The following is a 22,050-nucleotide window of genomic DNA, read 5'->3' as shown; positions in this document are numbered from 1 at the left end:
TGCAGGCAGCCTCACACGGGCGAGAAGAAGACGACGCGTGCCGTCTCCAGTATCAGGGAGGCGAGGCAGAGCCATACCCACGGTGGCATGTCGCGGTCGGGGCGCTGAAAATGCTGGTAGCTGATGCGGGTCACGGCGCAGACCACCAGCCCGAGCAGGGCACCGCCGATCAGGTCGCTGGCCCAGTGAACGCCGATCACCAGCCGGGACAGCGCCATGGGCATGCAGACGATGATGCCCATCCAGTAGGCGTATCCGCGGTAGCGCTGGGGCATCACCTGGGCGGCAAACGCTGCCGTCAAACCCACCACGACGACGATCGTCGACGTATGGGCGCTGGGATAGGACATCGAGCCGGTCAGGTAATCGGGGGTGTCCGGCCGCGCCCGCCCCGCCAGATCCTTGAAGACCGTGTTGCTGACCGCGACCAGTATCAGGGCGCCGGCGATGTGCAGTAGCGCCGCGAAGCGCTTTGCATAAAGAAGCCACAGCAGCCACGGCGCCATCAGTACGCTGATGCCCATCGCATCGCCGATCTCGGCGAGTGTTTGGCTGGTTCCCACCAGCCAGCTCCGCTGAAGCAGGTTGGCGAGGGAGTGGATCTGCTCATCCATCGGCAACGGGCCGTCATGCATCAGCACCCATGTGGTCCAGCCAATCAGGGCAATCAGGCTGGTCAGCAGCAACGACAATGACGCCAGGGGGAATTCGTTCGCCGGCGCAGGCGAGCAAAGCTGGTTCCATCCCTTGGCCAGTACGGGGCTGCGAGTCATGCGATTTTCCAGCCAGCGATGCACGCGGCCATCCCCGCTCAGTTGATAGCGGATCCAGGAAAACAGCAGCGCCAATGCCAGTAGCGACAGGGATAGCGTCAGCAGCCAGCGCTCGGCTCCTGCCGGCAACTCCATCAGCTCTTCCCACGAGCGTCCCAGCAGAAAGCCGGGCAAGAGATAGACCGGCGCCCACGCCAGGGCAGAAATGATATTGACGACAGCGAAGCGCTTCGATGGCATCGACAGCATGCCCGCGACCATGGGGATGAATGGGCGCACGGGGCCGACGAAGCGACCGACGATGACCGATAGGGTGCCATACCGCTGGAAGAACGCGTTGCCTCGGCTCAGCCACTCGGGATGTTGCTTCAGTGGCCACCAGTGAGGGATCCGGCTGCGTTGCTTGCGGCCCAGCCAGAAGCTGAGGTTGTCGCCGGCAAAAGCCCCGAGGGTGCCGGCTGCCAGCACCAGCGGCAGGGAGGTGTCGTTATGACCTGCGATCGAGGCGGCTGCACTCAACAGCACGACGCCAGGAACCACGATGCCGACAACGGCCAGGGACTCGATCAGTGCCACCGTGAAAATGATAGCCAACAGCAGTTCCGGCTGAGGCGCAAGCGTATAGAGCCAGTGTGTGAAGTTCACGCGTGAGGTTCCAGCAGTTTGTTGGCGGCGGCTTCGAGACGTTTCGAGAATTGCTCCACGCTTTCCTGCGCCTGAAGGGTGCATACCCGGCTGTAGGTTTCCAGCGGGCCGATGTCTGGATGGGCGACCATTGTCACCACGTCCGAGAGCCTTTTGGCAGCGGCAATGGCTCCAGGTTCAGCCGTGTTGGGCAGAATGAGCCAGAAAACGTTGGCATTGTATTCGCCGAGCAGGTCGCTCTGGCGGCTATTGTCGGAAACCGCGTGGCTGAAATTGGACGAAAGCACCTCGCGCAAGTGGCCACCGAATTGATCTCCGGCTTGATCCAGCTGGGGAATGTACACGACCAGTACGCTCAATGGCTGGTCGAGCGCAGACGCCCTGGCGATTTCTATTTTCAGGTTTGCTCGAATACAGGCGATAGGAAGTCGCTTGTCGCGTCGCCAAGGCCTCAAAGTGAAGCGCTGAGCACGGGATGGGTGATTCAGCAGAACGAGCAAGGTAGCCGCAACGAGCGCCAGCCACCAGCCCAGTATCAGGTTGAGCGCCGTGATGTGTTCGTCGCCGAGCAGAGTGAGCATCGCCGGGACGAGACAGAGCGCCAGCAGGAGCGCCGGGAGGAGCGTCAACAACAGAAAGCCGAGGATTATCGACAGTCCCAGCCACAGCATGGGGGTGTCGCTACTCGGAGCTTCCACCGCACACAGAATCAGCCCGCCAGTCAGAAGCAGATGATCGACCACCGTCGGTCGCAAGCGCCCCAGCCATTGCAGCGGCAGAGAGACCAGCAACGCGATCGCCAACAGCGTAGGCGGCAATATCAAGTCGTAGTGGCGCATCAGGTGTTCCCACAGCGCGAGCCCCACCAGCAGCAACAGCGTAAGTAGCTGAGCGATCAGCTTGTATCGACTCAATGCCAAGGTTGCATCTCCGAAGCATGCTTCGCCGGCTTGCCGGTATGACGAGCGAAACGATCGCCAATTTCCGTCAGTGGGGTCGAGGAGACCTCCCGATGAGGCATGACAGCACAGCCCAGATATCGTCGGCGCTGGTGGGCGGCTTCGGCGCTGGGCGCCACGAGAATCACGGCAACCCCATAGTCATTGAGCCGATAGGCACGTTCATAGAGTGCCAGTTGCTCCTGAAGGTATCGGCAGAGCTGTTTCATGTCGGCACTCGTCGAGCGGGCGCAGCCGAAAACTACCACCTCGCCATGCAAGGCTTCTCGCTCGGCTCGCTTGAGTTCGCGTTGAATGTCGGTATCCAGCTGAGCCGGCGGGAGCAGCCAATCGGGCTTCACTGGCGGCGGCGTCCGCTGCTGTCGCTCCAGGGACAGCAGCCAGACGATAGCCAGGGAAGTCGCGGCAACGACGGCGGTTGGGAGGGTCTGCGTCCAGCCGATGTAGGTCACGCACGACAGGTAGGCCGCCACATTCACCACGATTCCGGCTCGACCCGCCAGCCCCAACAGGCACAAGGGCAGAACCCAGAGCCAGATATCCGTATGGGCGCGACCGACCAGGAGCAGGCCGACGGCGAGCAGGAGAATCGCGATGGGAAACCACGGCGTGAGACGTGCAGGACGAGCCAGCAGGAAAGCGAAGACGACGGCGCTGGTCCAGGCAGTTGCCCTCATCGCGCCTTCGGCCAGCCAGCCCGTCAACAGAGCAAGCACCAAGATAAGCGCCAGAAGCGTTTTGAAGCCGAGGCTTTTGTACTTGCTTTGCATGGTGGCTTATATTGGACCGATTGCGAATGGCGTGCTCGATTCGTGTCTCACTATCGCATGTGCCGGGACTGAGCGTATAGCGTGATCGACGATAACGGGCAAAGCGCTATCGTATCATTGACGCCAAGTTTTCTAGCCTACCGGGCCGTTGCGGATTTCGACGACGAACGGCGCTCGTTGCGGGCTACCAACGAGATGGAATAGTACACCATGCAGCAGACTGCGGCCTCTCGGGTCGAGGATATCGTTCAGTACATGCAGGATCTGGGGCAGCGGGCGCGTAGCGCCAGTGCCGCGCTGCGCCGGGTCGACAGCGGTTCCAAGAACCGCGCGCTGGAGGCCATCGTGGCTCGGCTGGAAGCGGCGCGGCCGGCCCTGGCGGCGGCCAACCGGGAGGATTTGCAGCGCGGGCGCGACAACGGGCTGAGTGACGCCCTGCTGGATCGCCTGGCGCTGACCCCCGAGCGAGTCGATGCCATGATCGCCGGTGTTCGTCAGGTGGCGGCGCTTGCCGATCCCGTCGGCCAGATCGATGGCCTGAGCTATCGCCCCAGCGGCATTCAGGTCGGCCAGATGCGTGTTCCCCTGGGCGTGATCGGTATCATCTACGAGTCGCGTCCCAATGTGACCGTTGAGGCGGCGAGCCTCTGTCTGAAGTCCGGAAACGCCTGCATTCTTCGTGGCGGCTCGGAGGCGGCGTCCAGCAATGCGGCGATCGCGGAGTGCATTCGTCTGGGGCTCGAGGACGCCGGGCTGCCGGCAGCGGCCGTGCAGATCGTGGCAACCACCGATCGTGCCGCGGTAGGGGCGTTGATTACCATGCCGCAGTTCGTGGACGTCATCATTCCGCGAGGCGGCAAGTCATTGATCACGCGCGTCGCCGACGAGGCCACGGTGCCTGTCATCAAGCATCTCGATGGGATCTGCCACGTCTATATCGATGCGGCTGCGGATGTCGACAAGGCGGTGGCGATCGCCGACAACGCCAAGACCCAGCGCTACTCTCCCTGCAATACCATGGAAACCCTGCTGGTGCATGCCGATATCGCGGCGCGGGTGCTGCCCGAGCTGGCAGCGATCTATCGCGACAAGCACGTCGAGATGCGTGGCTGTCCGCGCACACGGGAATGGATCGGCGATGCCGTCGCCGCCTCGGAGGCGGACTGGTCGACGGAGTATCTGGCACCGATTCTGGCGATTCGCATCGTCGACGGTTTCGACCAGGCGGTCGAACACGTCAACACCTATGGTTCGCAGCATACCGACGCGATCGTGACGGAAAACCTGACCCTCGCCAGACGGTTTCTGGCCGAGGTGGATTCCAGTTCGGTCATCGTCAATGCCTCGACACGTTTTGCCGATGGCTTCGAATATGGGCTGGGCGCCGAGATCGGCATTTCGACCAACAAGCTGCATGCCCGCGGCCCGGTTGGCCTCGAAGGCCTGACGACCCGAAAATACGTGGTCTTTGGCGACGGTCATGTCCGGAACTGACGTGCGACAAACTGACGCACGACATTCGTCCATTGCGCGTATCGCCATGCTCGGCGGTACCTTCGACCCTGTCCATATAGGACATCTGCGTAGTGCCGTGGAGTTGGGAGAGGCGCTGGCGCTGGATGCGGTGCACATGATTCCGGTCCACGTTCCGCCTCATCGCACGGCACCCGGTATTTCCGCCGAGCACCGGCTTGCCATGCTGGAGGCCGGTATCGGTGACACGCCCGGCCTGGTGGCGGACGACCGTGAGGTGCGTCGTTCAGGTCATTCCTACTCCGTCGACACCCTGGCGTCATTGCGCGAAGCGTGGGGAGAACAGGCGCGGCTTGTCATGGCCGTCGGTCACGATGCCTTTCTGGGGCTTCCCGACTGGCATCAGTACGAGCGCTTGCTGTCGCTCGCCCATATCGTGGTGATCGATCGTCCCGACCACGAGGAACCGCTGAAGCCGGCACTGGCTTCGTTGATCGAAGGTCGTGAGGTCGCTACGGTCGAATCGCTGATGACGGCGCCTGCCGGCCACTTGTTGCGCCTGCGCTTGCCCAGCCGCATGGCGATCGCGGCGACCGAAGTGCGTCGGCGCTTGCAGCAAGGGCTCAGCGTGCGATATCTGATTCCCGAATCCGTCGAACGCTATATCGAAACCCACGGGCTCTATCGCGAGTCGGGGACTGGCGTTGACGGGTTATCCGAGTAAAATGCGCGTCTTCCGGATTTCCGGGAGACGCGATTGCCCTTTTTCAAGGGGCTATATGACGAGGAGCTATGCAGACAGATACGCTTAAATCATTGGTGGTGGATGCGCTCGAAGAGTTGAAAGCGCGTGACGTCGTCGAGCTGGATGTAGCCGAATTGACCAGTGTCACTGATGTCATGGTGGTCGCGAGCGGCACATCGTCGCGTCATGTCTCCGCACTGGCGGATAACGTGATCGAAAAGGCGAAGGAGGCCGGCCTTCGACCGCTGGGCGTAGAAGGGCAGCAGAGCGGTGAATGGGTGCTGGTGGATCTGGGCGACGTCGTCGCTCATGTGATGATGCCGGAGACCCGTCAACTCTATGATCTCGAGCGTCTCTGGGCCGACCTGCCCACGGATTCGAAGCGTGCCGTGGATCGTCAAGAGCTTCGCGGTCAAGAGCTTCGCGGGTGAAGATCCGGTTGCTGGCCGTCGGCTCGCGCATGCCGGCGTGGGTCGAGGCCGGGGTCGATGAGTATCGCAAGCGGTTGCCGCGCGAGATGCCCTTCGAGATCGTCGAGATCCCGCCCGGTGCCCGCGGCAAGAATGCCGACGTGGCGCGGGCAGTCCAGGCCGAAGGTGATCGGATGCTGGAAAAATTGCGCGATCAGGAACGTATCGTGGCGCTCGAGGTCAAAGGGGCGTCCTGGACGACCGAGCAACTGGCCGCAGAGCTGGACTCCTGGCGGCTGGAAGGGCAGGACGTCGCGCTGTTGGTCGGAGGTCCCGACGGTCTCGATCCCCGCGTCGTCGCCCGCGCTCGGCAATCCTGGTCGCTGTCGGCACTGACGCTGCCGCACCCCCTGGTGCGGGTGGTGCTGGCGGAACAGCTCTATCGCGCCTGGACATTGCTCGCAGGACATCCGTATCACCGTTGAGTCAGAGAGTCAGTCGCTTGTTTCCATTTGACGCCACCGAAAGCGACGCCGCCGGACGCCGTGACGGCTCGGAGCCGATCCCTGCCCTGAATCGCTGCTTCTGTCATGCGTAAACGTCGGGAAAACGTCAAGAACCACGAACAGGAAGTTCGTGTCTTTCGCAATCGCTCGCTGGTCGCTGCCCTGATCATTCTGCTGATGGCGGGCGCGCTCGTTTCGCGTCTGGTCTATTTGCAGATCATCGAGCATGACGTCTTCATCACGCGCTCCGACAATAATCGCATGCGAGTGGAGCCGTTACCGCCGCGTCGTGGCCTGATCTACGACCGAAACGGCAAGCTGCTGGCGGAAAACCGCCCGACCTACAATCTCACCATCGTGCGCGAACGTGTCGATGATCTCGATACCACGTTACAGCGTCTGGTGGATATCCTGGGGCTGCCCGAGGACGAGGTCGAGACCTTTCGGGAGCGTTCCCGTCAGCGCCAGCGACCCTATCAGCCTGCGCTGTTGATCAGCGATCTCACCGAGGATCAGATTGCCCGCCTGGCCGTGAACCGCTATCTGCTTAGCGGTGTCGAGGTCGAGGCCCAGTTGATGCGCTATTACCCTGATCCGATCGTGATGTCTCACGTGCTCGGTTACGTCGGGCGGATCAACGCCGATGAGCTGGCCGATCTGGATCCCGGCAATTATGCCGGTACTCATTTCATCGGCAAGACGGGGGTCGAGTACACCTACGAGGATCAGCTTCATGGCAAGGCCGGCCTGCGCAAGGTCGAGACCAACGCCCGTGGCCGGGTCCTGCGTGAACTGGACCGAAATCCGGCAGAGCCGGGCAAGGACATCACGCTGACCATCGACAGCCGTCTGCAGCACATGGCCTATGATCTGCTGGGCGGACGACGCGGTGCCATCGTGGCCATTCAGCCCAAGACGGGCGACATCCTGGCGATGGTTTCGGCACCGGGCTTCGACATCAACAAGTTCGTGACCGGGATCTCCTACAAGGATTATCGCGCCTTGCAGGAAAATCTGGACCTGCCGCTGTATAACCGTGCGGTACGCGGGCAGTATCCGCCGGGTTCGACCGTCAAGCCGTTCGAGGCGCTGGGCGCCTTGCAGGATGGGGTGGTCAAGCCCAACGACGTCATCTACGACCCTGGCTATTTCCAGTTGCCCAATGATAGCCGGCGCTACCACAACTGGCTGCGGTGGGGGCATGGTCGTGTCGATCTCGAGCGAGCGCTGGAAGTCTCCAACAACACCTACTTCTATACCATGGCGTACCGGCTGGGCATCGACCGTCTCTCGGCGTTCATGCACCAGTTCGGCTTTGGCGAGGTCACGTCGCTGGATGTCCAGGGAGCGTCGCCGGGCCTGATGCCGTCACGCGAATGGAAGCGCGAGAAGTACAACCAGGTGTGGTATCCGGGAGAAACGCTTTCTGCCGGCATCGGTCAAGGATATTTCATGGCGACGCCACTCCAGTTGGCGGCTGCCACCGCGACACTGGCCAATCGGGGACAGTGGGTGCGGCCGCACCTGGCCAAGCGCATCGGCGACGACACCGTCGAGCCGCCGTTCGCGGACACCAAGCCGGATGTACAGATCGATCAGGCGCGCTGGTGGCAGGATGTCTTCAAAGGCATGGAAGCAGTGATGAACGGCTCCGAAGGGACCGCCCGCAAGGCTGGCGCTGGCCTGCAGTACGAGATGGCAGCGAAGACCGGCACCGCTCAGGTCTTTTCGTTGGGGCAGAACCAGAAGTACGACGCCGACGAACTGGCCGAACGCCTCCGTGATCACGCGCTGTTCATCGGTTTTGCGCCCGTAGACGACCCTCAGATCGCGGTTGCCGTCATCGTCGAGAACGCAGGCGGCGGCGTATCCGGCCTCGGTCGCGAGCTTACCGATGCCTGGCTGTTGCCCGACGGAAAGCTCGAGGATCCGCCGGGTACCACCGTCAACGAAGAAATCGAGAGTATCGATGGCGATTGATTTCCAACGCGTGGCACCGAGAGCCCATCAAGCCCGAGTCGGGCGCAAGCGCTCGTTGTGGCTGCGCATGCATCTCGACCCGTGGCTATTGTCGATCCTGCTGCTGCTGATCTCGTTCGGACTGGTGGTGCTCTACAGCGCCAGCGGCATGTCGGCCTCGACGACGATGGCGCAGGCGTCGCGCATGGGCGTGGCCTTGCTGGGCGCGGTGATCATCGCGCAGTTCTCGCCCGGCACGCTGTTCCGGTGGACACCGCTGGCCTACGGTGGCGGCCTCTTGATGCTGATCGCCGTCGAGATCATGGGGGACATCGGCATGGGCGCCCAGCGCTGGCTGGAGATCGGCCCGTTGCGATTCCAGCCTTCGGAGGTGATGAAGATCGCCATGCCGATGATGCTGGCGGCCTATTTTCATCGCCGCCCCCTGCCGCCCACCTGGCGCGATCTGATCGTCTGCGCGGTGATCATCGGGGTGCCGGTGCTGCTGATCGCCCGTCAGCCTGACCTGGGCACGTCATTGCTGGTGACCTGCGCGGCAGTGTTCGTGATTCTGCTGACGGGGCTGTCGTGGAAATTCATTCTGACGCTGGGGGCCATGGCGGGGGCGGCGGCGCCGCTGCTGTGGATCAACATGCACGATTACCAGCGTCAGCGAGTGTTGACCTTTCTCAATCCGGAAAGCGACCCTCTCGGTGCCGGGTGGAACATCATCCAGTCCAAGACCGCGATCGGCAGCGGCGGGCTGGAAGGCAAGGGCTGGGGGCTGGGTACGCAGTCCCAGCTAGAGTTCCTGCCGGAGCGCCATACCGACTTCATCGTCGCCGTGCTGGGAGAGGAGTTCGGCCTGATCGGCATGTGTACCATTCTGGTGCTGTATCTGTTGCTGGTCTCGCGCGGGCTGGTCATGGCCAATCATGCGCAGGACACCTACGGCCGCTTGCTGGCCGGTAGTATCGTATTGACCTTTTTCATCTACGTTTTCGTGAATATCGGCATGGTCACGGGCATTCTGCCGGTGGTCGGCGTGCCATTGCCGCTGGTCAGCTATGGCGGGACCTCCAGCGTGACCTTGATGGCCGGGTTCGGTATTCTCATGTCGATTCACACGCACCGGCGCCTGTTGACACACTGACGCCGGACGAGCCGCAAGCAGGGAGCTAGTCGCGCATGCCGCTGCGTTGGAGACGAGATCGTCGGTTCAGCATCAGTCTGTTGCTGGTGGGACTCTGGGGTTTGGCAAGCGCGGCGGCGCAGGCCGAGGAGAATTTCGACCCGGCCACCCATCCCGAAGTGCAGGAGATGGTGGAATCCCTGTCCCGGAAGGGCTTGCCGAGTCACGAGCTGGAAGCCGCGATGCAGGCGGCGCAGTATCGTCCGCAGGTACTGGAGGCGATGGATCACGCGGCGGAAAGACGCTTGCGCTGGGACGAGTACCGCGACATCTTCATCCAGCCTGAACGTATTCGGCAGGGCGTTGCCTTTCTCGAGAAGTATCATGAAGCGTTGGCGCGGGCCGAGAAAGTCTACGGCGTGCCGCCGGAGATCGTGGTGGCGATCCTGGGTGTCGAGACCCAGTACGGCCAACACAAGGGCACGCATCGTGTGCTGGATTCTCTCTCCACGCTGGCCTTTCACCATCCTTCCCGAGGTGCCTTCTTTCGCGGTGAGCTCGAGGCGTTTCTCGATATCACGCTAGGTCAGGATGTCGATCCCGCCACGCTTCATGGCTCCTACGCCGGTGCCATGGGCTATCCGCAGTTCATTCCGACCAGCTATCAGGCGTACGCGGTCGATTTCGATTTCGATGGCCTGAAGGATCTGTGGAACAACCCGGTGGACGCCATCGGCAGTATCGCCAATTACTTCAGCGAGCATGGTTGGCAGCGGCATCAAGCGGTGCTGGTCGAGGCCGATGGCCCCGATGTGTTGCCGTCTTCCATCACCTTCAATCGTACCGAGCCGCCGGATACATCGATTTCGGCGTTGCAGCAGGTCGGTATCGAGCCGACGGCGGGGAGCTTGCAGCCGAGTGACGAGGTCGTGCCGTTGGCCCTGGATTTTGCCGACGGGCACATTCGCTATGTGCTGGGCCTCGACAATTTCTACGTCATCACCCGCTACAACCACAGCCATCTCTATGCGATGGCGGTCGCGACGCTGGCGCAGCGCATTCAGACTGCCATGTCCGAGGACGCGCAAGGTGACGGGGCATGATTCGGTGTGCCGTGAGATGGCGCTTCTCCCTGGCACTGTTGCTGCTGGCGCTATTGGCGGGATGTGCCGGTGGCGGCGGCTCCCAGGGTGGGAGCGGTCGTTACGCCATGGATCAGGATGCCTACCCGGATACGCCGAAAGACGTCGCCAACGTGCCGGATGCGGTGCCGCGCGTGGAACCCCGTTCCAGGAGCGGTAACCGCTCGACCTATACGGTATGGGGCAAGACCTACCATGTGCTCGACGACCCTGCCGGTTACGAGGCCGAAGGGCTCGCTTCCTGGTACGGCGTCAAGTTTCAGGGATACGACACGGCCAATGGCGAGACCTACGACATGTACCAGATGTCGGCGGCGCATCGCTCTTTGCCGTTGCCGACTTACGCGCGTGTCACCAATCTCGATAACGGTCGCAAGGTCATCGTGCGGGTGAACGATCGTGGCCCGTTTCACAGCGACCGGCTGATCGATCTTTCCTACGCGGCGGCTGCACGCCTGGGTATTCTGAAAGGCGGGACGGGGCGGGTGAAGGTCGAGGCGATAGACCCCGTGGTCTGGGCACGTACGCATGGTGAGTCGGCGGGTGACCGCTCGCAGGCCGGTCAGAGCGCGGCCGCGTCCCGTTCGGTATCGCGTCAGCCATCGACATCGGGGGCTTCCCCCCGGCCTGTCGCTTCGCAGGCCGAGGGTGCGAGCTCTGGCGCGAATTACCAGGCAAGCATCGATCCCGTTCTGACGGCGGCGAACGCCGAGGAATCTCCGTCTTCGTCCACGCTATCTTCTGCAAGCGCTGCGCCCATCTCCGCCTCCGAAGGATCGCTGGCGGCGGGGCAGCGCTTCGTGCAGGTTGCCGCGCTCGGTTCACGAGCCGGTGCGGAAGCGTTGAAGAACCGGCTGCAGGGCTTGCTGTCGCGGCCGGTTCGCATCGACAATGCGTCTCCTCTCTATCGTGTCCAGGTCGGCCCCATTCATGACCTGGCATCGCTCGAATCCATCAGGGCTACTCTGCAGGACGCCGGCTATAGCCAGACGTTCCTGGTAGCGCCCACTCAGTAACCTCGTCCAGTGAGAACCCGATTGTCATGAAAGCGTTGTTCACTTCGTCTGTATCACGCCTGGTCATCTCAGCGTCATTGTGTCTGGGGCTGCTGTCGTCTCCGGCCGGCGCCCAGCAACCCACTCCCGATAGCCAGATGTCGGCATCCAACCCGGAACCGGAGCAGTTGATACCCTCGCCGCCTGATCTGGCCGCGTCTTCCTGGGTGCTGATGGATGCTTCCACCGGCCAGTTGCTGGTGAATCACAACGGCGATCAGCGGCTGCCGCCCGCCAGTCTGACCAAGATGATGACGGCCTACATCGTCGAGCAGGAAATCGACGGCGGCAGCATCTCCGACACCGACATGGTCAGCGTCAGTGAAAATGCGTGGCGCACGGGCGGTTCACGCATGTTCATCCAGGAGGGCACGCAGGTCAGCGTCGAGAACCTGCTTCGCGGCGTGGTGGTGCAGTCCGGCAACGATGCCAGCGTGGCGCTGGCAGAGTACGTGGCCGGCAGTGAATCGGCGTTCGCTGACCTGATGAATCAGCAGGCTCAGCGCCTGGGAATGCAAAACAGCCACTTCATGAATCCGACAGGGCTGCCTCACGACGACCACTATTCGTCCGCTCATGACCTGGCCATCCTCGCGCGCCACATCATCACGGATTTCCCTGATCACTATCAGGTCTATTCGGAGAAATATTTCACCTACAACGACATTCGCCAGCCGAACCGCAATCGTCTGTTGTGGCGCGATCCGGACGTCGATGGCTTGAAGACGGGCCATACCGAAGCAGCCGGCTACTGTCTGGTCGCCTCTGCCAAAAAGCAGGATACCCGCCTGATCGCCGTGGTGATGGGCACCAATTCCGATGAAGCCCGGGCGGCGGAAACCCAGCGCCTGCTCAACTACGGCTTCCGTTTCTTCCAGACTCGCAAGCTCTATGACGCTGGCTCCGTACTCAACGAGGCGCGTATCTGGGGCGGCGCCAGTGATACCGTTCGTCTCGGCGTGCAGGACGAGGTCAGCATGACCGTGCCGCGGGGTAGCGCCGATAACCTGACCGCACGCCTCAATCTGCCGGAGACGCTGCGTGCGCCGATTCAGGCCGGACAGCAGGTCGGTACCCTGGAGATCAAGTCGGGTGACGAGGTGCTGGGCCAGCAGCCGCTGGTGGCGTTGGAAGGGGTCGAAGAGGGCAGTATCTTCAAGCGTGTATGGGACTCCATCGTGCTGTTCGTGACCGGGCTGTTCGATTAAGGCAGCTCTTGCGCTGTCGGTCGGGCGCTGGCGAGATTCGGTGCCCGGCCAGGCGGCAGTGCCGAAAGATGACGAAGGTTCCAAACGGAGTAGCGGATCCTTTCAGCGGTTTCCGCGCTTCGCCGGCATCGGTTGGTGCTCGGGCTGTTGTTGAGTAGAATGGTCGGAAATGACTTTCAGCGCCTAATGCCATGACTCAGATAACCATAGCGCCATGACCCAGACACCCAATGATGTTGACCTGCCTCGGCCCAAGGTCGAATTTCCGTGCGACTACTCGATCCGGGTAGTCGGTGATGCCGCCGAAGATTTCGTTGCGGCCATCAGCGAGGTGATCGAACGGCATGCTCCCGGGTTCGATTCGGCATCCATCAAGCTTTCCGACAGTCGCAACGGTCGCTTTCAATCGGTTCGAGTGGTCATTCATGCCACCGGAGAAGCGCAGCTGGATGCGCTGTTTCAGGATCTGAAGGCGACCGGACGCGTACACATGGTGCTGTGACGCTAATGTCCACGTTGCAACTCTACCGACTCGGGCGTCAGCCTTATCTGCCGGTGTGGCAGGCGATGTCGCGTTTTACCGACACGCGCGATGCCTCGGCGCCGGATCAGTTGTGGCTGGTCGAGCATGACCCCGTCTTCACCCAGGGGCGGGCCGGCAAGCCCGAGCACCTGCTGATGCCGGGAGACATACCGGTCGTCGCGAGCGATCGCGGTGGCCAGGTGACCTACCATGGGCCGGGGCAGGTCGTGCTCTATCCTTTGCTCGATGTGCGTCGGCGAGGGCTTGGCGTACGGGAGCTGGTGACGCTGCTCGAGAACGCCGTCATCGATCTGCTGGCGCACCATGGCGTCGATGCACGTGCGCGACCGGACGCCCCCGGGGTCTATGTCGCCGACGACAAGATCGCATCGCTGGGTCTGCGAATTCGGCGGGGCTGCAGTTTCCATGGCGTCGCGCTCAACGTCGACATGGACCTGTCACCGTTCGCCCGAATCAACCCGTGCGGCTATGCGGGATTGAAGATGACCCAATTGCGTGACCACGTGACCGAGCCGGTGTCATCGATCAGCGAAGCCGAAAGATTGGCAGGCTGCTTTGCACGCCGACTGTCCGCGCCACTCGACGCTCGATCCGGGTGGCCACAAGCTTTTGAACCGGCAGCGATTGCTTAGCTGCCGATGTTCCACGACCTATCAGGAAGGGATCTATGACCGAGACGACCGTCATGCCAACGCCCGAGACCAAGAAGCCGGCACGCGCCGAGCGCGGAGTCAAACTGCGCGGTGCCGAGAAGGTCTCTCGGATTCCCGTCAAGGTCATTCCGACCGAAACGTTGCCGAAGAAACCGGACTGGCTGCGCGTCAGAATGCCGGTTTCTCCTCAGGTCACCCATATCAAGCAGACCCTGCGCAAGCACGGACTGCACACCGTCTGTGAAGAAGCCTCCTGCCCTAATCTGGGCGAGTGTTTCAGTGGCGGGACGGCGACCTTCATGATCATGGGCGATATCTGTACCCGCCGTTGCCCCTTCTGCGATGTCGCGCATGGACGACCCAATGCGCTCAACGAGAACGAGCCTCGCGAACTGGCGGAAGCCATTGCCGAGATGCGGCTCAATTACGTCGTGGTGACGTCCGTGGATCGCGATGACCTGCGTGATGGCGGGGCGCAGCATTTCGCCAACTGCATTCGCGAGATTCGTCGCGACAGCCCGAACATCGAAATCGAAGTGCTGGTTCCGGATTTCCGCGGACGCATGCAGGTGGCGCTGGACATTCTGGAAGGCGAAGCGCCGGATGTCTTCAACCACAACCTGGAGACGGTGCCGTCGCTCTATCGCAAGGTCCGCCCGGGTGCCGATTATCAGTGGTCGCTGGACTTGCTTAAAGGGTACAAGGCGCGCCGTCCGGAAGTCATGACCAAATCAGGATTGATGCTCGGAGTCGGTGAAACCGACGAGCAGGTGATCGAGGTCATGCGCGATTTGCGCGCTCATGATGTCGACATGCTGACCCTGGGTCAGTACATGCAGCCTTCGCGCAATCACTTGCCTGTCGATCGCTGGGTGCACCCCCAGACCTTCGACTGGTTTGCCGAGCAGGGCAAGGCGATGGGATTCAAGCATGTCGCCTCGGGGCCGCTGGTGCGTTCGTCCTATCATGCCGACAAGCAGGCACACGGGGTAGAGGTGAAGTAAGCGTGCCTCGTCAGAAAGACGTTAACGGGCCTGCCGATAAGATCGGCAGGCCCGTTCTGTCTCAGCCTGATCCCGTTCCGTCCCTGCCTGGTCCCGTTCTGCCCCTGCCTGGTATTGTTTTCATACCGGAATGCGATATGACGAACCGTTTGGGTCATGGGCAACAGGTATGCATCCAAGGAGGTTTTTCAGGCGTATTCAATGACCGTTCGTCACGTACGTACCACGGATCATCCGGGCAGGATTTCCGTGCGCCGCGCCAGGCGGTCGTTACGCTTCGGAGAATTATCGTCGAAGAACTATCTTTGAAGGATTATCTCGCGGCTTTTCTGTCCGGAACCACGTTGGCTGTGCGGCGTTGATGATTTCTCGAACCTGAGGAGTAAGAGTCCGCTCTATGATTGCACCGGATATGCCCCATAACGAAGTCGAGCGTCTAACCGTTTTGCGGGATCTACAGCTGCTCGATTCGGAATCCGACAAGGGGTTCGACCGTTTGACGGAATTGGCGACCCAGATTTTTGACGTTCCCATGTCGATGATCACGCTGATCGACGAAGAGCGTCAGTGGTTCAAGTCGCATCAGGGCTTGAAGGTCTGCGAGACGCCAAGGCGGATTTCTTTCTGTGGTCACGTCGTGGCCGACGGCCAGCCAATGGTGGTCAACAATGCCTTGCGGGATGCACGTTTTTCGGACAACCCGCTGGTGACGGGAGACCCTTTCATTCGCTTCTATGCTGGCTATCCGCTGTTCGTGGAGCCGGAAGCCTGTGTGGGCACGCTATGTCTGATCGGCATGCTTCCCCGGGCTTTCGAGGAAACCGATATGCAGCGATTGAGGCTTCTTGCCGCTCAGGCCGAGGAGCTGATCCAGCTGCATATCCTGCGTGTCCAGGCGAATCAGCGTGATCGGGCCTGAGCGCTGACGTCCTTTTTAAACCTCATCAGCAGGAAGACACAGCAGCGTCGGCGTCTCGATCGGTGTCATCGGGGCCCGGAAATGTGCATTCAATTCCGGCAGCAGTTCCCGCACGAAGCGTAGAAAAAGCTCCGTGACTGGCGTCGGGTAGCGATCCTTGGGATAGACCGTGCACCATGAGCGTTTCAGAGGGAAGCCGGGAATGCGCGGGCTCGCCAGCAGTCCGGAAGCCAGCTCCAGCTGTACGGCCAGGCGTGGGAGCACGGCCACACCCAAGTGCGCCATGACCCCCTGCTTGATGGCTTCATTGGTGCCGAGCTCGATGGTGTGGTGCAGGGAGATGCGCTCCCTTGCCGCAAAATCCTCGAATGCCGTCCGCGCGCCGGAGCCTGGCTCCCTCATCAGCAGATAGTGCCGCGCGAAATCCTCGAGCGTCGCCCGCTCGGCCGTGACCAGCGGGTGGCCCGGCCAGACCACCGGTATCAATTCGTTGTCCAGAATGGGCATGAATACCAGGTTGGGGTCGTCCGGCACCATACCCATGATGACCAGGTCATCTCGTCTCTCCGCCAGCCGCTCGAGGGCCTGTGCCCGGTTGCAGACGCGTAGTCGAATCTGGACTTCCGGATAGCGGGCTCTGAAGCGCGCCAGAATGTGCGGCACGACGTATTGCGCGGTCGAGACGGCTGCAAGGTTGAGTTCGCCCCGGATCGTGCCCGCCAGCTCCGACAGCTCCATCTGCAGACTCGAAACCTGACCGAAGATCGACTGCACGGACGCGGCCAGCGCATCGGCGGCGGGCAGTATATGGAGTGTCTTGCCGGCGTACTTGAACAGTGGCTGGCTCAGCGCCTGCTCGAGCTGTCGGATCTGAGCGCTGACGGCAGGTTGCGTCAGGCCCAGCTGTTCGGCAGCGCGTGAATAGGATTGCTGACGATGAACGGCCTGGAAGACCTGGAGCTGACGGAACGTCAGACGATTGAGCAGGTTGGGACGCGACATTCAGGATGCTCTCACGGTCAGGTATAACGTTTAGCTTATAGGTTGGCAAAAAAATATCAATTTTTCTATTGGTACCCGGATCGCTAGCGTAGGGAGACGATAACAAAGCGTCGCCACGCACAAACCGGGAGGGCAAACGGTGTTTAAAAAGCTGCTTATCGCCAACCGCGGCGAGATTGCCGTGCGTATTGTACGAGCCTGCGCCGAGATGGGCATCCGTTCGGTTGCGATCTATACCGAACCCGACCGTTTCTCCCTGCATGTCAAAGGAGCGGACGAAGCCTATTTCGTCGGTGACGAACCGCTGGCGGGCTATCTGGATCCGCGGCGGATCGTCAACCTGGCGCGGGAAACCGGCTGTGATGCCATTCATCCCGGCTACGGCTTCTTATCCGAAAGTGCCGAATTTGCCAGGATCTGCAGCCAGGCGGGTATCGCGTTCGTCGGCCCGAGTGCCGAAGTGATCGCCAGGATGGGCGACAAGACCGCCGCGCGAACGGCGATGCGTGAGGCAGGCGTGCCGGTGACGCCGGGTTCCGACGGTAATCTCGCCAATCTCGATGAAGCGCTGACGGTTGCCGAAGAGATTGGCTACCCGATCATGCTCAAGGCGACATCCGGCGGCGGTGGCCGTGGCATTCGCCGCTGCGACACGGCCGAACAGCTCCGGCAGGCCTGGGATCGCGTGATTTCCGAAGCGACCAAAGCCTTCGGTAGCGCGGAAGTGTTCATGGAGAAGTGCGTCGTCGATCCGCTGCACATCGAAGTCCAGGTACTGGCGGATAGCCACGGTGGGGTCATCCATCTGTTCGAGCGCGACTGCTCGATCCAGCGCCGCAACCAGAAGCTGATCGAAATCGCGCCCAGCCCCCAGCTGACGCCGGAACAGCGCAGCTACGTGGGCAAGATGGCAGTGCGCGCCGCCCAGGCAGTCGGCTACCAGAATGCCGGTACCGTGGAGTTCCTGGTCAAGGACAACGAAGTCTTCTTCATGGAGATGAATACCCGGGTTCAGGTCGAGCACACCATCACCGAGGCGATCACCGGCGTCGATATCGTCCGTGAACAGTTGCGCATTGCCGCAGGCGACCGGCTGGCCTATCGCCAGGAGGATATCCGCCACCAGGGCTATGCCATCCAGTTCCGGATCAACGCCGAGGACCCCAAGAACGACTTCCTGCCCAGCTTCGGTCGCATCACCCGTTACTACGCGCCCGGCGGCCCCGGCGTCCGCACGGACACCGCGATCTATACCGGCTATACCATTCCGCCGTACTTCGATTCGATGTGCCTGAAGTTGATCGTCTGGGGAATGACCTGGGAAGAGACCCTCAATCGTGGCATTCGGGCGCTGAACGACATGCGTCTGCAAGGGGTGAAGACCACCGCACCCTATTACCAGGAAATTCTGCGCCATCCCGATTTCCGGGCCGGGCACTTCGACACCGGGTTCGTTCCCGCCCATCCCGAACTGCTCAACTACTCCGTCAAGCGCAACCCTGAAGAGGTGGCGTTGGCGATTGCGGCGGCCATCGCGGCTCACGCCGGACTTTGAATGCGCCGAATGGATCAGAATCAGGATCAGGAGAAAAAGATGAACAACGCCGACTCGTCATCCGTCAAGATCAGCGACGTCGTCCTGCGTGATGGGCATCAGTCATTGATTGCCACGCGCATGCGAACCGAAGACATGCTGCCAATCTGCGCCAAACTCGACGCGATCGGGTTCCATTCACTCGAAGTCTGGGGCGGCGCCACGTTCGACGCCTGCGTGCGTTTTCTCAAGGAGGATCCCTGGGAACGCCTGCAGTCGTTGCGCGAAGCGCTTCCCAACACGCCGCTACAGATGCTGCTGCGGGGTCAGAACCTGCTTGGGTATCGCCACTACGCGGATGACGTGGTGGAGCGTTTCGTGGCGCGCTCGGCCGATAACGGCATCGACATCTTTCGGGTCTTCGATGCGCTGAACGACCTGCGCAATCTGGAGACCGCCATGAAGGCGGTCAAGGCCAGCGGCAAGCATGCCCAGGGCACTATCTGTTATACCGTCAGCCCCGTTCACACTCGGAACATGTATGTCGAGCAGGCCAAGCGGCTGGTCGACATGGGCGCCGATTCGATCGCCATCAAGGACATGGCCGGTCTGCTGACCCCATACGCCACCGGCGAGCTGGTGGCAGCGCTGGCCGAGGCGGTCGACGTGCCGATCCATCTCCATGCCCACGCGACGTCCGGGCTCGCTTCCCTGAGCCAGATGAAGGCCGTCGAAGCAGGCTGTCGCCATATCGATACCTGTATTTCCGCCTTCGCCGGCGGTACCAGCCATCCCTCCACCGAAGCGATGGTGGCGGCGTTCCAGCAGACGCCCTATGACACCGGCCTGGATCTGGTCGCGCTGAAGGAGGTCGGCGACTACTTCCGGGAAGTGCGCAAGAAATACGCGGCTTTCGAAAGCGAATACACTCGCGAGGATGTGAGCGTACAGATCTGGCAGGTGCCGGGGGGCATGATGTCCAACCTGGCCAATCAGATGAAGGAGCAGAATGCGCTGAGCCGGATTCAGGATGTCTTCGATGAAATTCCGAAGGTTCGTGCCGATCTGGGGTATCCGCCGCTGGTAACGCCGACGTCGCAGATCGTCGGGACCCAGGCCGCCATGAACGTGTTGACCGGCGAGCGTTACAAGTCGATCACCAACGAGGTGAAGCGCTACCTGCTGGGTGGCTACGGTCAGCCGCCGGCCGAGGTGAATGCCGAGGTGCGTCGCAAGGCGATCGGCAACGAACTGGTCGACGAGGGCCGTCCCGCCGACCAGCTCAAGCCGGAGATGGCCAGGCTGAAGCAGGATATCGGCGATCTCGCCGACAGCGAAGAGGATGTGCTCACCTTTGCCATGTTCCCCGATCTGGGGCGGGAATATCTGCAGGGGCGGCGTGACGGCACGTTGACGCCCGAATCGATTCCGTCAGCGGAAGCCGTCGGCGGTGCCGGACGGCCGGTTTCCGAAGGGGTGCCTACCGAGTTCGTCATCGACGTTCACGGTGAGTCCTACGAAGTGCAGATCACCGGTGTCGGCAGTAGCAGTGGCAGCAAGCGCCGTGTCTATCTGACGCTCGATGGCATGCCCGAAGAGGTCGTGTTCGAGGCCAAGGACGAGTTCGTGCAGGAAGGCAATAGCGGGGGGCGCGCCAAGGCCAGCTCGCCTGGGCACGTTACCACGTCGATGCCGGGCAACATTGTCGATGTGCTGGTCGCTGAAGGTGACAGCGTCAAGGAAGGACAGGCCGTCTTGATTACCGAAGCCATGAAGATGGAGACGGAAGTGCAGGCACGGGTCAGCGGCACGGTCAAGGCGGTCCATGTGGCCAAGGGCGACCGCGTGACACCGGGCGAGGTCCTGATCGAAATCGAGTGAGGGCCGGGCTGTCTTCCCGATGAAGGCAATCAAAAACGCGGAGCCATGGCTCCGCGTTTTTTTATCCCGTGAAAAGAGCGCTCTCGATCACTCTTCGACCTGGATGATCTTCATGGTGTTGGTGCCGCCATGAGCATTCATGTGATCGCCGCGGGTCAGGATGACGAGGTCGCCCTTGCTGGCGAGCCCGAGGCTGACCAGCTCCTTGATCGCGCCGCTGTTGATCTCGGTCAGCGGGAAGCGGGAGCTGTCGAAGACCAGCGAGACGACGCCGCGATAGAGCGCCATGCGACGCTGGACCAGCGGTGTCTCGGCCAGCGCGACGATCGGCAGACCGGAGCGGATGCGCGAGGCGATCAGCGGCGTGTAGCCCGACGCGGTCAAGCAGGCGATGGCGACCACGCCGGAAAGGTGGTTGGCCGCATACATGGCAGACAGCGCCAGCGTCTCGTCGATCCGGCTGAAGCCTTCGTGGATGCGGTGCTGGGACTGCTGAGCCGCCCGCTCGCGCTCCGCGCCCAGACACAGCCGGTTCATGGCGCGAATGGTCTCGACCGGGAAGTCGCCGGCGGCGGTTTCCGCCGAGAGCATCACGGCATCGGTGCCATCCAGAACCGCGTTGGCGACGTCGAAGACTTCCGCGCGGGTCGGCAGCGGCGACTCGATCATCGATTCCATCATCTGAGTAGCGGTGATGACGACCTTGTTGAGCGTGCGGGCGCGGGCGATGATCCGCTTCTGCACGCCGATCAACTGGGCGTCGCCGATCTCGACGCCGAGATCGCCGCGGGCGACCATCACCGCTTCCGAGGCACGGATGATGTCGTCCAGCGTTTCCGGGTCGGCAACGGCTTCGGCGCGTTCGATTTTGGCGACCAGACCGATCTCCTGGCCCGCTTCGCCCAGCAGCTCGCGCGCATACTGCATGTCGGCCCCACTGCGCGGGAACGATACGGCGAGATAATCGACACCGATGTCGATCGCGGTCTTGAGGTCTTCCTTGTCCTTCTCGGTCAGCGCCGCAGCGGAGAGGCCGCCGCCCTGCTTGTTGATGCCCTTGTTGTTGGTCAGCTTGCCGCCGACCTTGACCGTGGTGAAAATCTGCGGGCCTTCGATGCGGTCCACTTCGAGCACCAGGCGACCGTCGTCCAGCAACAGGGTGTCGCCGGCCTCGAGATCGTCAGCCAGCTCCTTGTAATCGCAGCCGACGCGTTCGCTGTCGCCGGCATCGCGATCCAGCGATACGTCCAGCACGAAAGGCTGACCTTTTTCGAGCTTGACGCCACCTTCGGCGGCAAAGCGGGCGATACGGATCTTGGGGCCCTGGAGGTCGCCCAGTGCAGCCACCGCGCGGCCGTGACGATCCGCCGCCTCGCGAACGGCCTTGAGCCTGCGGCGATGATCTTCCGGATTCCCGTGGGAGAAGTTCAAGCGAACGACGTCGACCCCGGCTTCGATAATGGCATCCAATACTCCCTCGCGATCCGTGGCTGGGCCGAGGGTGGCGACGATCTTGGTGCGGCGAATCGGACCGTGAAACGCGTGCTGCATGGAAATTCTCCTGGCAACTGAATGAGTCGTCCCGCCGCGCTGAAAAGTCATGGATCGAGTCGCGACGATGACATGTGGTTATTTTACAACAAGGAGCCCGTCTTGTCCGAAGCGCTGTTGCTGTCCTGTCATCCCGGCTTAGAGGAGCCACATGCACCGCCTGCCGGGATGGCTGGCGTTTCAGC

At 61.9% G+C, this 22,050-nt stretch carries 20 protein-coding genes; 15 read left to right on the top strand and 5 right to left on the bottom strand.

The features are described from left to right. Positions 1 to 11 precede the first annotated feature (11 nt). From R5R73_RS11125 to R5R73_RS11115, 3 genes are read right to left on the bottom strand one after another with little or no spacing between them, the layout of a single operon-like run. The gene (locus R5R73_RS11125) at positions 12 to 1,418 is read right to left on the bottom strand and encodes a bifunctional DedA family/phosphatase PAP2 family protein (protein ID WP_276231589.1); all 1,407 of its coding nucleotides are present in this window, start codon (positions 1,416 to 1,418) and stop codon (positions 12 to 14) included. Beyond that, entirely contained in the window at positions 1,415 to 2,284 is an 870-nt protein-coding gene (locus R5R73_RS11120) for a diguanylate cyclase domain-containing protein (protein WP_322529588.1), read from the bottom strand. The genes R5R73_RS11125 and R5R73_RS11120 overlap by 4 nt, the downstream gene beginning before the upstream one ends. Before the next feature lie 44 nt (positions 2,285 to 2,328). Then, entirely contained in the window at positions 2,329 to 3,096 is a 768-nt protein-coding gene (locus R5R73_RS11115; RefSeq protein WP_322527529.1) for a hypothetical protein, read from the bottom strand. A 261-nt stretch (positions 3,097 to 3,357) separates the two neighbouring features. Here R5R73_RS11115 and R5R73_RS11110 point away from each other — a divergent pair, with 261 nt between their 5' ends. The 13 genes from R5R73_RS11110 (at position 3,358) to R5R73_RS11050 (ending at position 15,897) form a co-directional block, all read left to right on the top strand. After that, on the top strand, positions 3,358 to 4,641 hold the full coding sequence (locus tag R5R73_RS11110; protein WP_110630754.1) for a glutamate-5-semialdehyde dehydrogenase: 1,284 nt from the start codon (positions 3,358 to 3,360) through the stop codon (positions 4,639 to 4,641). A 46-nt stretch (positions 4,642 to 4,687) separates the two neighbouring features. Continuing rightward, the gene (gene nadD / locus R5R73_RS11105) at positions 4,688 to 5,344 is read left to right on the top strand and encodes a nicotinate-nucleotide adenylyltransferase (protein WP_322529587.1); all 657 of its coding nucleotides are present in this window, start codon (positions 4,688 to 4,690) and stop codon (positions 5,342 to 5,344) included. 68 nt (positions 5,345 to 5,412) lie between these two features. After that, positions 5,413 to 5,796 (top strand): ribosome silencing factor, encoded by a 384-nt coding sequence (rsfS, locus tag R5R73_RS11100; RefSeq protein WP_322527528.1) that lies wholly within the window; start codon positions 5,413 to 5,415, stop codon positions 5,794 to 5,796. After that, a complete protein-coding gene (gene rlmH, locus R5R73_RS11095; protein WP_322527527.1) occupies positions 5,793 to 6,260 on the top strand; it encodes a 23S rRNA (pseudouridine(1915)-N(3))-methyltransferase RlmH in 468 nt (155 codons plus the stop codon). Before rsfS ends, rlmH begins: the two co-directional genes overlap by 4 nt. Before the next feature lie 105 nt (positions 6,261 to 6,365). Beyond that, positions 6,366 to 8,261 (top strand): penicillin-binding protein 2, encoded by a 1,896-nt coding sequence (gene mrdA / locus R5R73_RS11090; protein ID WP_110630760.1) that lies wholly within the window; start codon positions 6,366 to 6,368, stop codon positions 8,259 to 8,261. Next, positions 8,251 to 9,393: a rod shape-determining protein RodA gene (gene rodA, locus R5R73_RS11085; protein WP_087719854.1), complete on the top strand. Its 1,143-nt coding sequence runs from the start codon at positions 8,251 to 8,253 to the stop codon at positions 9,391 to 9,393. The genes mrdA and rodA overlap by 11 nt, the downstream gene beginning before the upstream one ends. Positions 9,394 to 9,428: 35 nt before the next feature. Continuing rightward, the gene (mltB, locus tag R5R73_RS11080; RefSeq protein WP_322527526.1) at positions 9,429 to 10,475 is read left to right on the top strand and encodes a lytic murein transglycosylase B; all 1,047 of its coding nucleotides are present in this window, start codon (positions 9,429 to 9,431) and stop codon (positions 10,473 to 10,475) included. Beyond that, positions 10,472 to 11,530 carry a septal ring lytic transglycosylase RlpA family protein gene (locus tag R5R73_RS11075; RefSeq protein WP_322527525.1) on the top strand — a complete coding sequence of 353 codons (1,059 nt, stop codon included), beginning with the start codon at positions 10,472 to 10,474 and terminating at the stop codon, positions 11,528 to 11,530. The genes mltB and R5R73_RS11075 overlap by 4 nt, the downstream gene beginning before the upstream one ends. A gap of 26 nt (positions 11,531 to 11,556) precedes the next feature. Continuing rightward, positions 11,557 to 12,777 carry a D-alanyl-D-alanine carboxypeptidase family protein gene (locus tag R5R73_RS11070; protein ID WP_110630764.1) on the top strand — a complete coding sequence of 407 codons (1,221 nt, stop codon included), beginning with the start codon at positions 11,557 to 11,559 and terminating at the stop codon, positions 12,775 to 12,777. A 214-nt stretch (positions 12,778 to 12,991) separates the two neighbouring features. After that, a complete protein-coding gene (locus R5R73_RS11065; RefSeq protein WP_110630766.1) occupies positions 12,992 to 13,279 on the top strand; it encodes a YbeD family protein in 288 nt (95 codons plus the stop codon). A 5-nt stretch (positions 13,280 to 13,284) separates the two neighbouring features. After that, positions 13,285 to 13,953: a lipoyl(octanoyl) transferase LipB gene (lipB, locus tag R5R73_RS11060; RefSeq protein ID WP_110630768.1), complete on the top strand. Its 669-nt coding sequence runs from the start codon at positions 13,285 to 13,287 to the stop codon at positions 13,951 to 13,953. A 35-nt stretch (positions 13,954 to 13,988) separates the two neighbouring features. After that, a complete protein-coding gene (gene lipA, locus R5R73_RS11055; protein WP_208625282.1) occupies positions 13,989 to 14,978 on the top strand; it encodes a lipoyl synthase in 990 nt (329 codons plus the stop codon). Positions 14,979 to 15,375: 397 nt separating this feature from the next. After that, the gene (locus R5R73_RS11050) at positions 15,376 to 15,897 is read left to right on the top strand and encodes a GAF domain-containing protein (RefSeq protein ID WP_276231579.1); all 522 of its coding nucleotides are present in this window, start codon (positions 15,376 to 15,378) and stop codon (positions 15,895 to 15,897) included. Between the two features lie 15 nt (positions 15,898 to 15,912). Here the strand turns inward: R5R73_RS11050 and R5R73_RS11045 are convergent, their stop codons facing one another. After that, positions 15,913 to 16,899, bottom strand: a complete 987-nt coding sequence (locus R5R73_RS11045; protein WP_110630772.1) for a LysR family transcriptional regulator — start codon at positions 16,897 to 16,899, stop codon at positions 15,913 to 15,915. 139 nt (positions 16,900 to 17,038) lie between these two features. Here R5R73_RS11045 and R5R73_RS11040 point away from each other — a divergent pair, with 139 nt between their 5' ends. Continuing rightward, positions 17,039 to 18,454, top strand: a complete 1,416-nt coding sequence (locus tag R5R73_RS11040; RefSeq protein WP_110630774.1) for an acetyl-CoA carboxylase biotin carboxylase subunit — start codon at positions 17,039 to 17,041, stop codon at positions 18,452 to 18,454. Positions 18,455 to 18,493: 39 nt separating this feature from the next. Further along, complete coding sequence (gene oadA / locus R5R73_RS11035) at positions 18,494 to 20,314, top strand: sodium-extruding oxaloacetate decarboxylase subunit alpha (RefSeq protein WP_322527524.1); 1,821 nt, start codon at positions 18,494 to 18,496, stop codon at positions 20,312 to 20,314. 87 nt (positions 20,315 to 20,401) lie between these two features. Here oadA and pyk read toward each other — a convergent pair whose 3' ends face one another. Further along, entirely contained in the window at positions 20,402 to 21,865 is a 1,464-nt protein-coding gene (pyk, locus tag R5R73_RS11030) for a pyruvate kinase (protein WP_071233112.1), read from the bottom strand. Positions 21,866 to 22,050 lie beyond the last annotated feature (185 nt).

This window comes from Salinicola sp. LHM (genome assembly GCF_034479735.1).
Lineage (GTDB): Bacteria > Pseudomonadota > Gammaproteobacteria > Pseudomonadales > Halomonadaceae > Salinicola > Salinicola salarius.
This window is presented reverse-complemented; position numbering and strand designations above follow the sequence as displayed.

Bases quoted from the DNA above. Each gene is read 5' to 3' on its own strand.
- lipA (WP_208625282.1), top strand. From the start codon at position 13,989: ATGACCGAGACGACCGTCATGCCAACGCCCGAGACCAAGAAGCCGGCA.
- R5R73_RS11050 (WP_276231579.1), top strand. From the start codon at position 15,376: ATGATTGCACCGGATATGCCCCATAACGAAGTCGAGCGTCTAACCGTT.
- mltB (WP_322527526.1), top strand. From the start codon at position 9,429: ATGCCGCTGCGTTGGAGACGAGATCGTCGGTTCAGCATCAGTCTGTTG.
- nadD (WP_322529587.1), top strand. From the start codon at position 4,688: ATGCTCGGCGGTACCTTCGACCCTGTCCATATAGGACATCTGCGTAGT.
- R5R73_RS11110 (WP_110630754.1), top strand. From the start codon at position 3,358: ATGCAGCAGACTGCGGCCTCTCGGGTCGAGGATATCGTTCAGTACATG.
- oadA (WP_322527524.1), top strand. From the start codon at position 18,494: ATGAACAACGCCGACTCGTCATCCGTCAAGATCAGCGACGTCGTCCTG.
- pyk (WP_071233112.1), bottom strand. From the start codon at position 21,865: ATGCAGCACGCGTTTCACGGTCCGATTCGCCGCACCAAGATCGTCGCC.
- lipB (WP_110630768.1), top strand. From the start codon at position 13,285: ATGTCCACGTTGCAACTCTACCGACTCGGGCGTCAGCCTTATCTGCCG.
- R5R73_RS11045 (WP_110630772.1), bottom strand. From the start codon at position 16,899: ATGTCGCGTCCCAACCTGCTCAATCGTCTGACGTTCCGTCAGCTCCAG.
- rodA (WP_087719854.1), top strand. From the start codon at position 8,251: ATGGCGATTGATTTCCAACGCGTGGCACCGAGAGCCCATCAAGCCCGA.
- mrdA (WP_110630760.1), top strand. From the start codon at position 6,366: ATGCGTAAACGTCGGGAAAACGTCAAGAACCACGAACAGGAAGTTCGT.
- R5R73_RS11075 (WP_322527525.1), top strand. From the start codon at position 10,472: ATGATTCGGTGTGCCGTGAGATGGCGCTTCTCCCTGGCACTGTTGCTG.
- R5R73_RS11070 (WP_110630764.1), top strand. From the start codon at position 11,557: ATGAAAGCGTTGTTCACTTCGTCTGTATCACGCCTGGTCATCTCAGCG.
- R5R73_RS11065 (WP_110630766.1), top strand. From the start codon at position 12,992: ATGACCCAGACACCCAATGATGTTGACCTGCCTCGGCCCAAGGTCGAA.
- rsfS (WP_322527528.1), top strand. From the start codon at position 5,413: ATGCAGACAGATACGCTTAAATCATTGGTGGTGGATGCGCTCGAAGAG.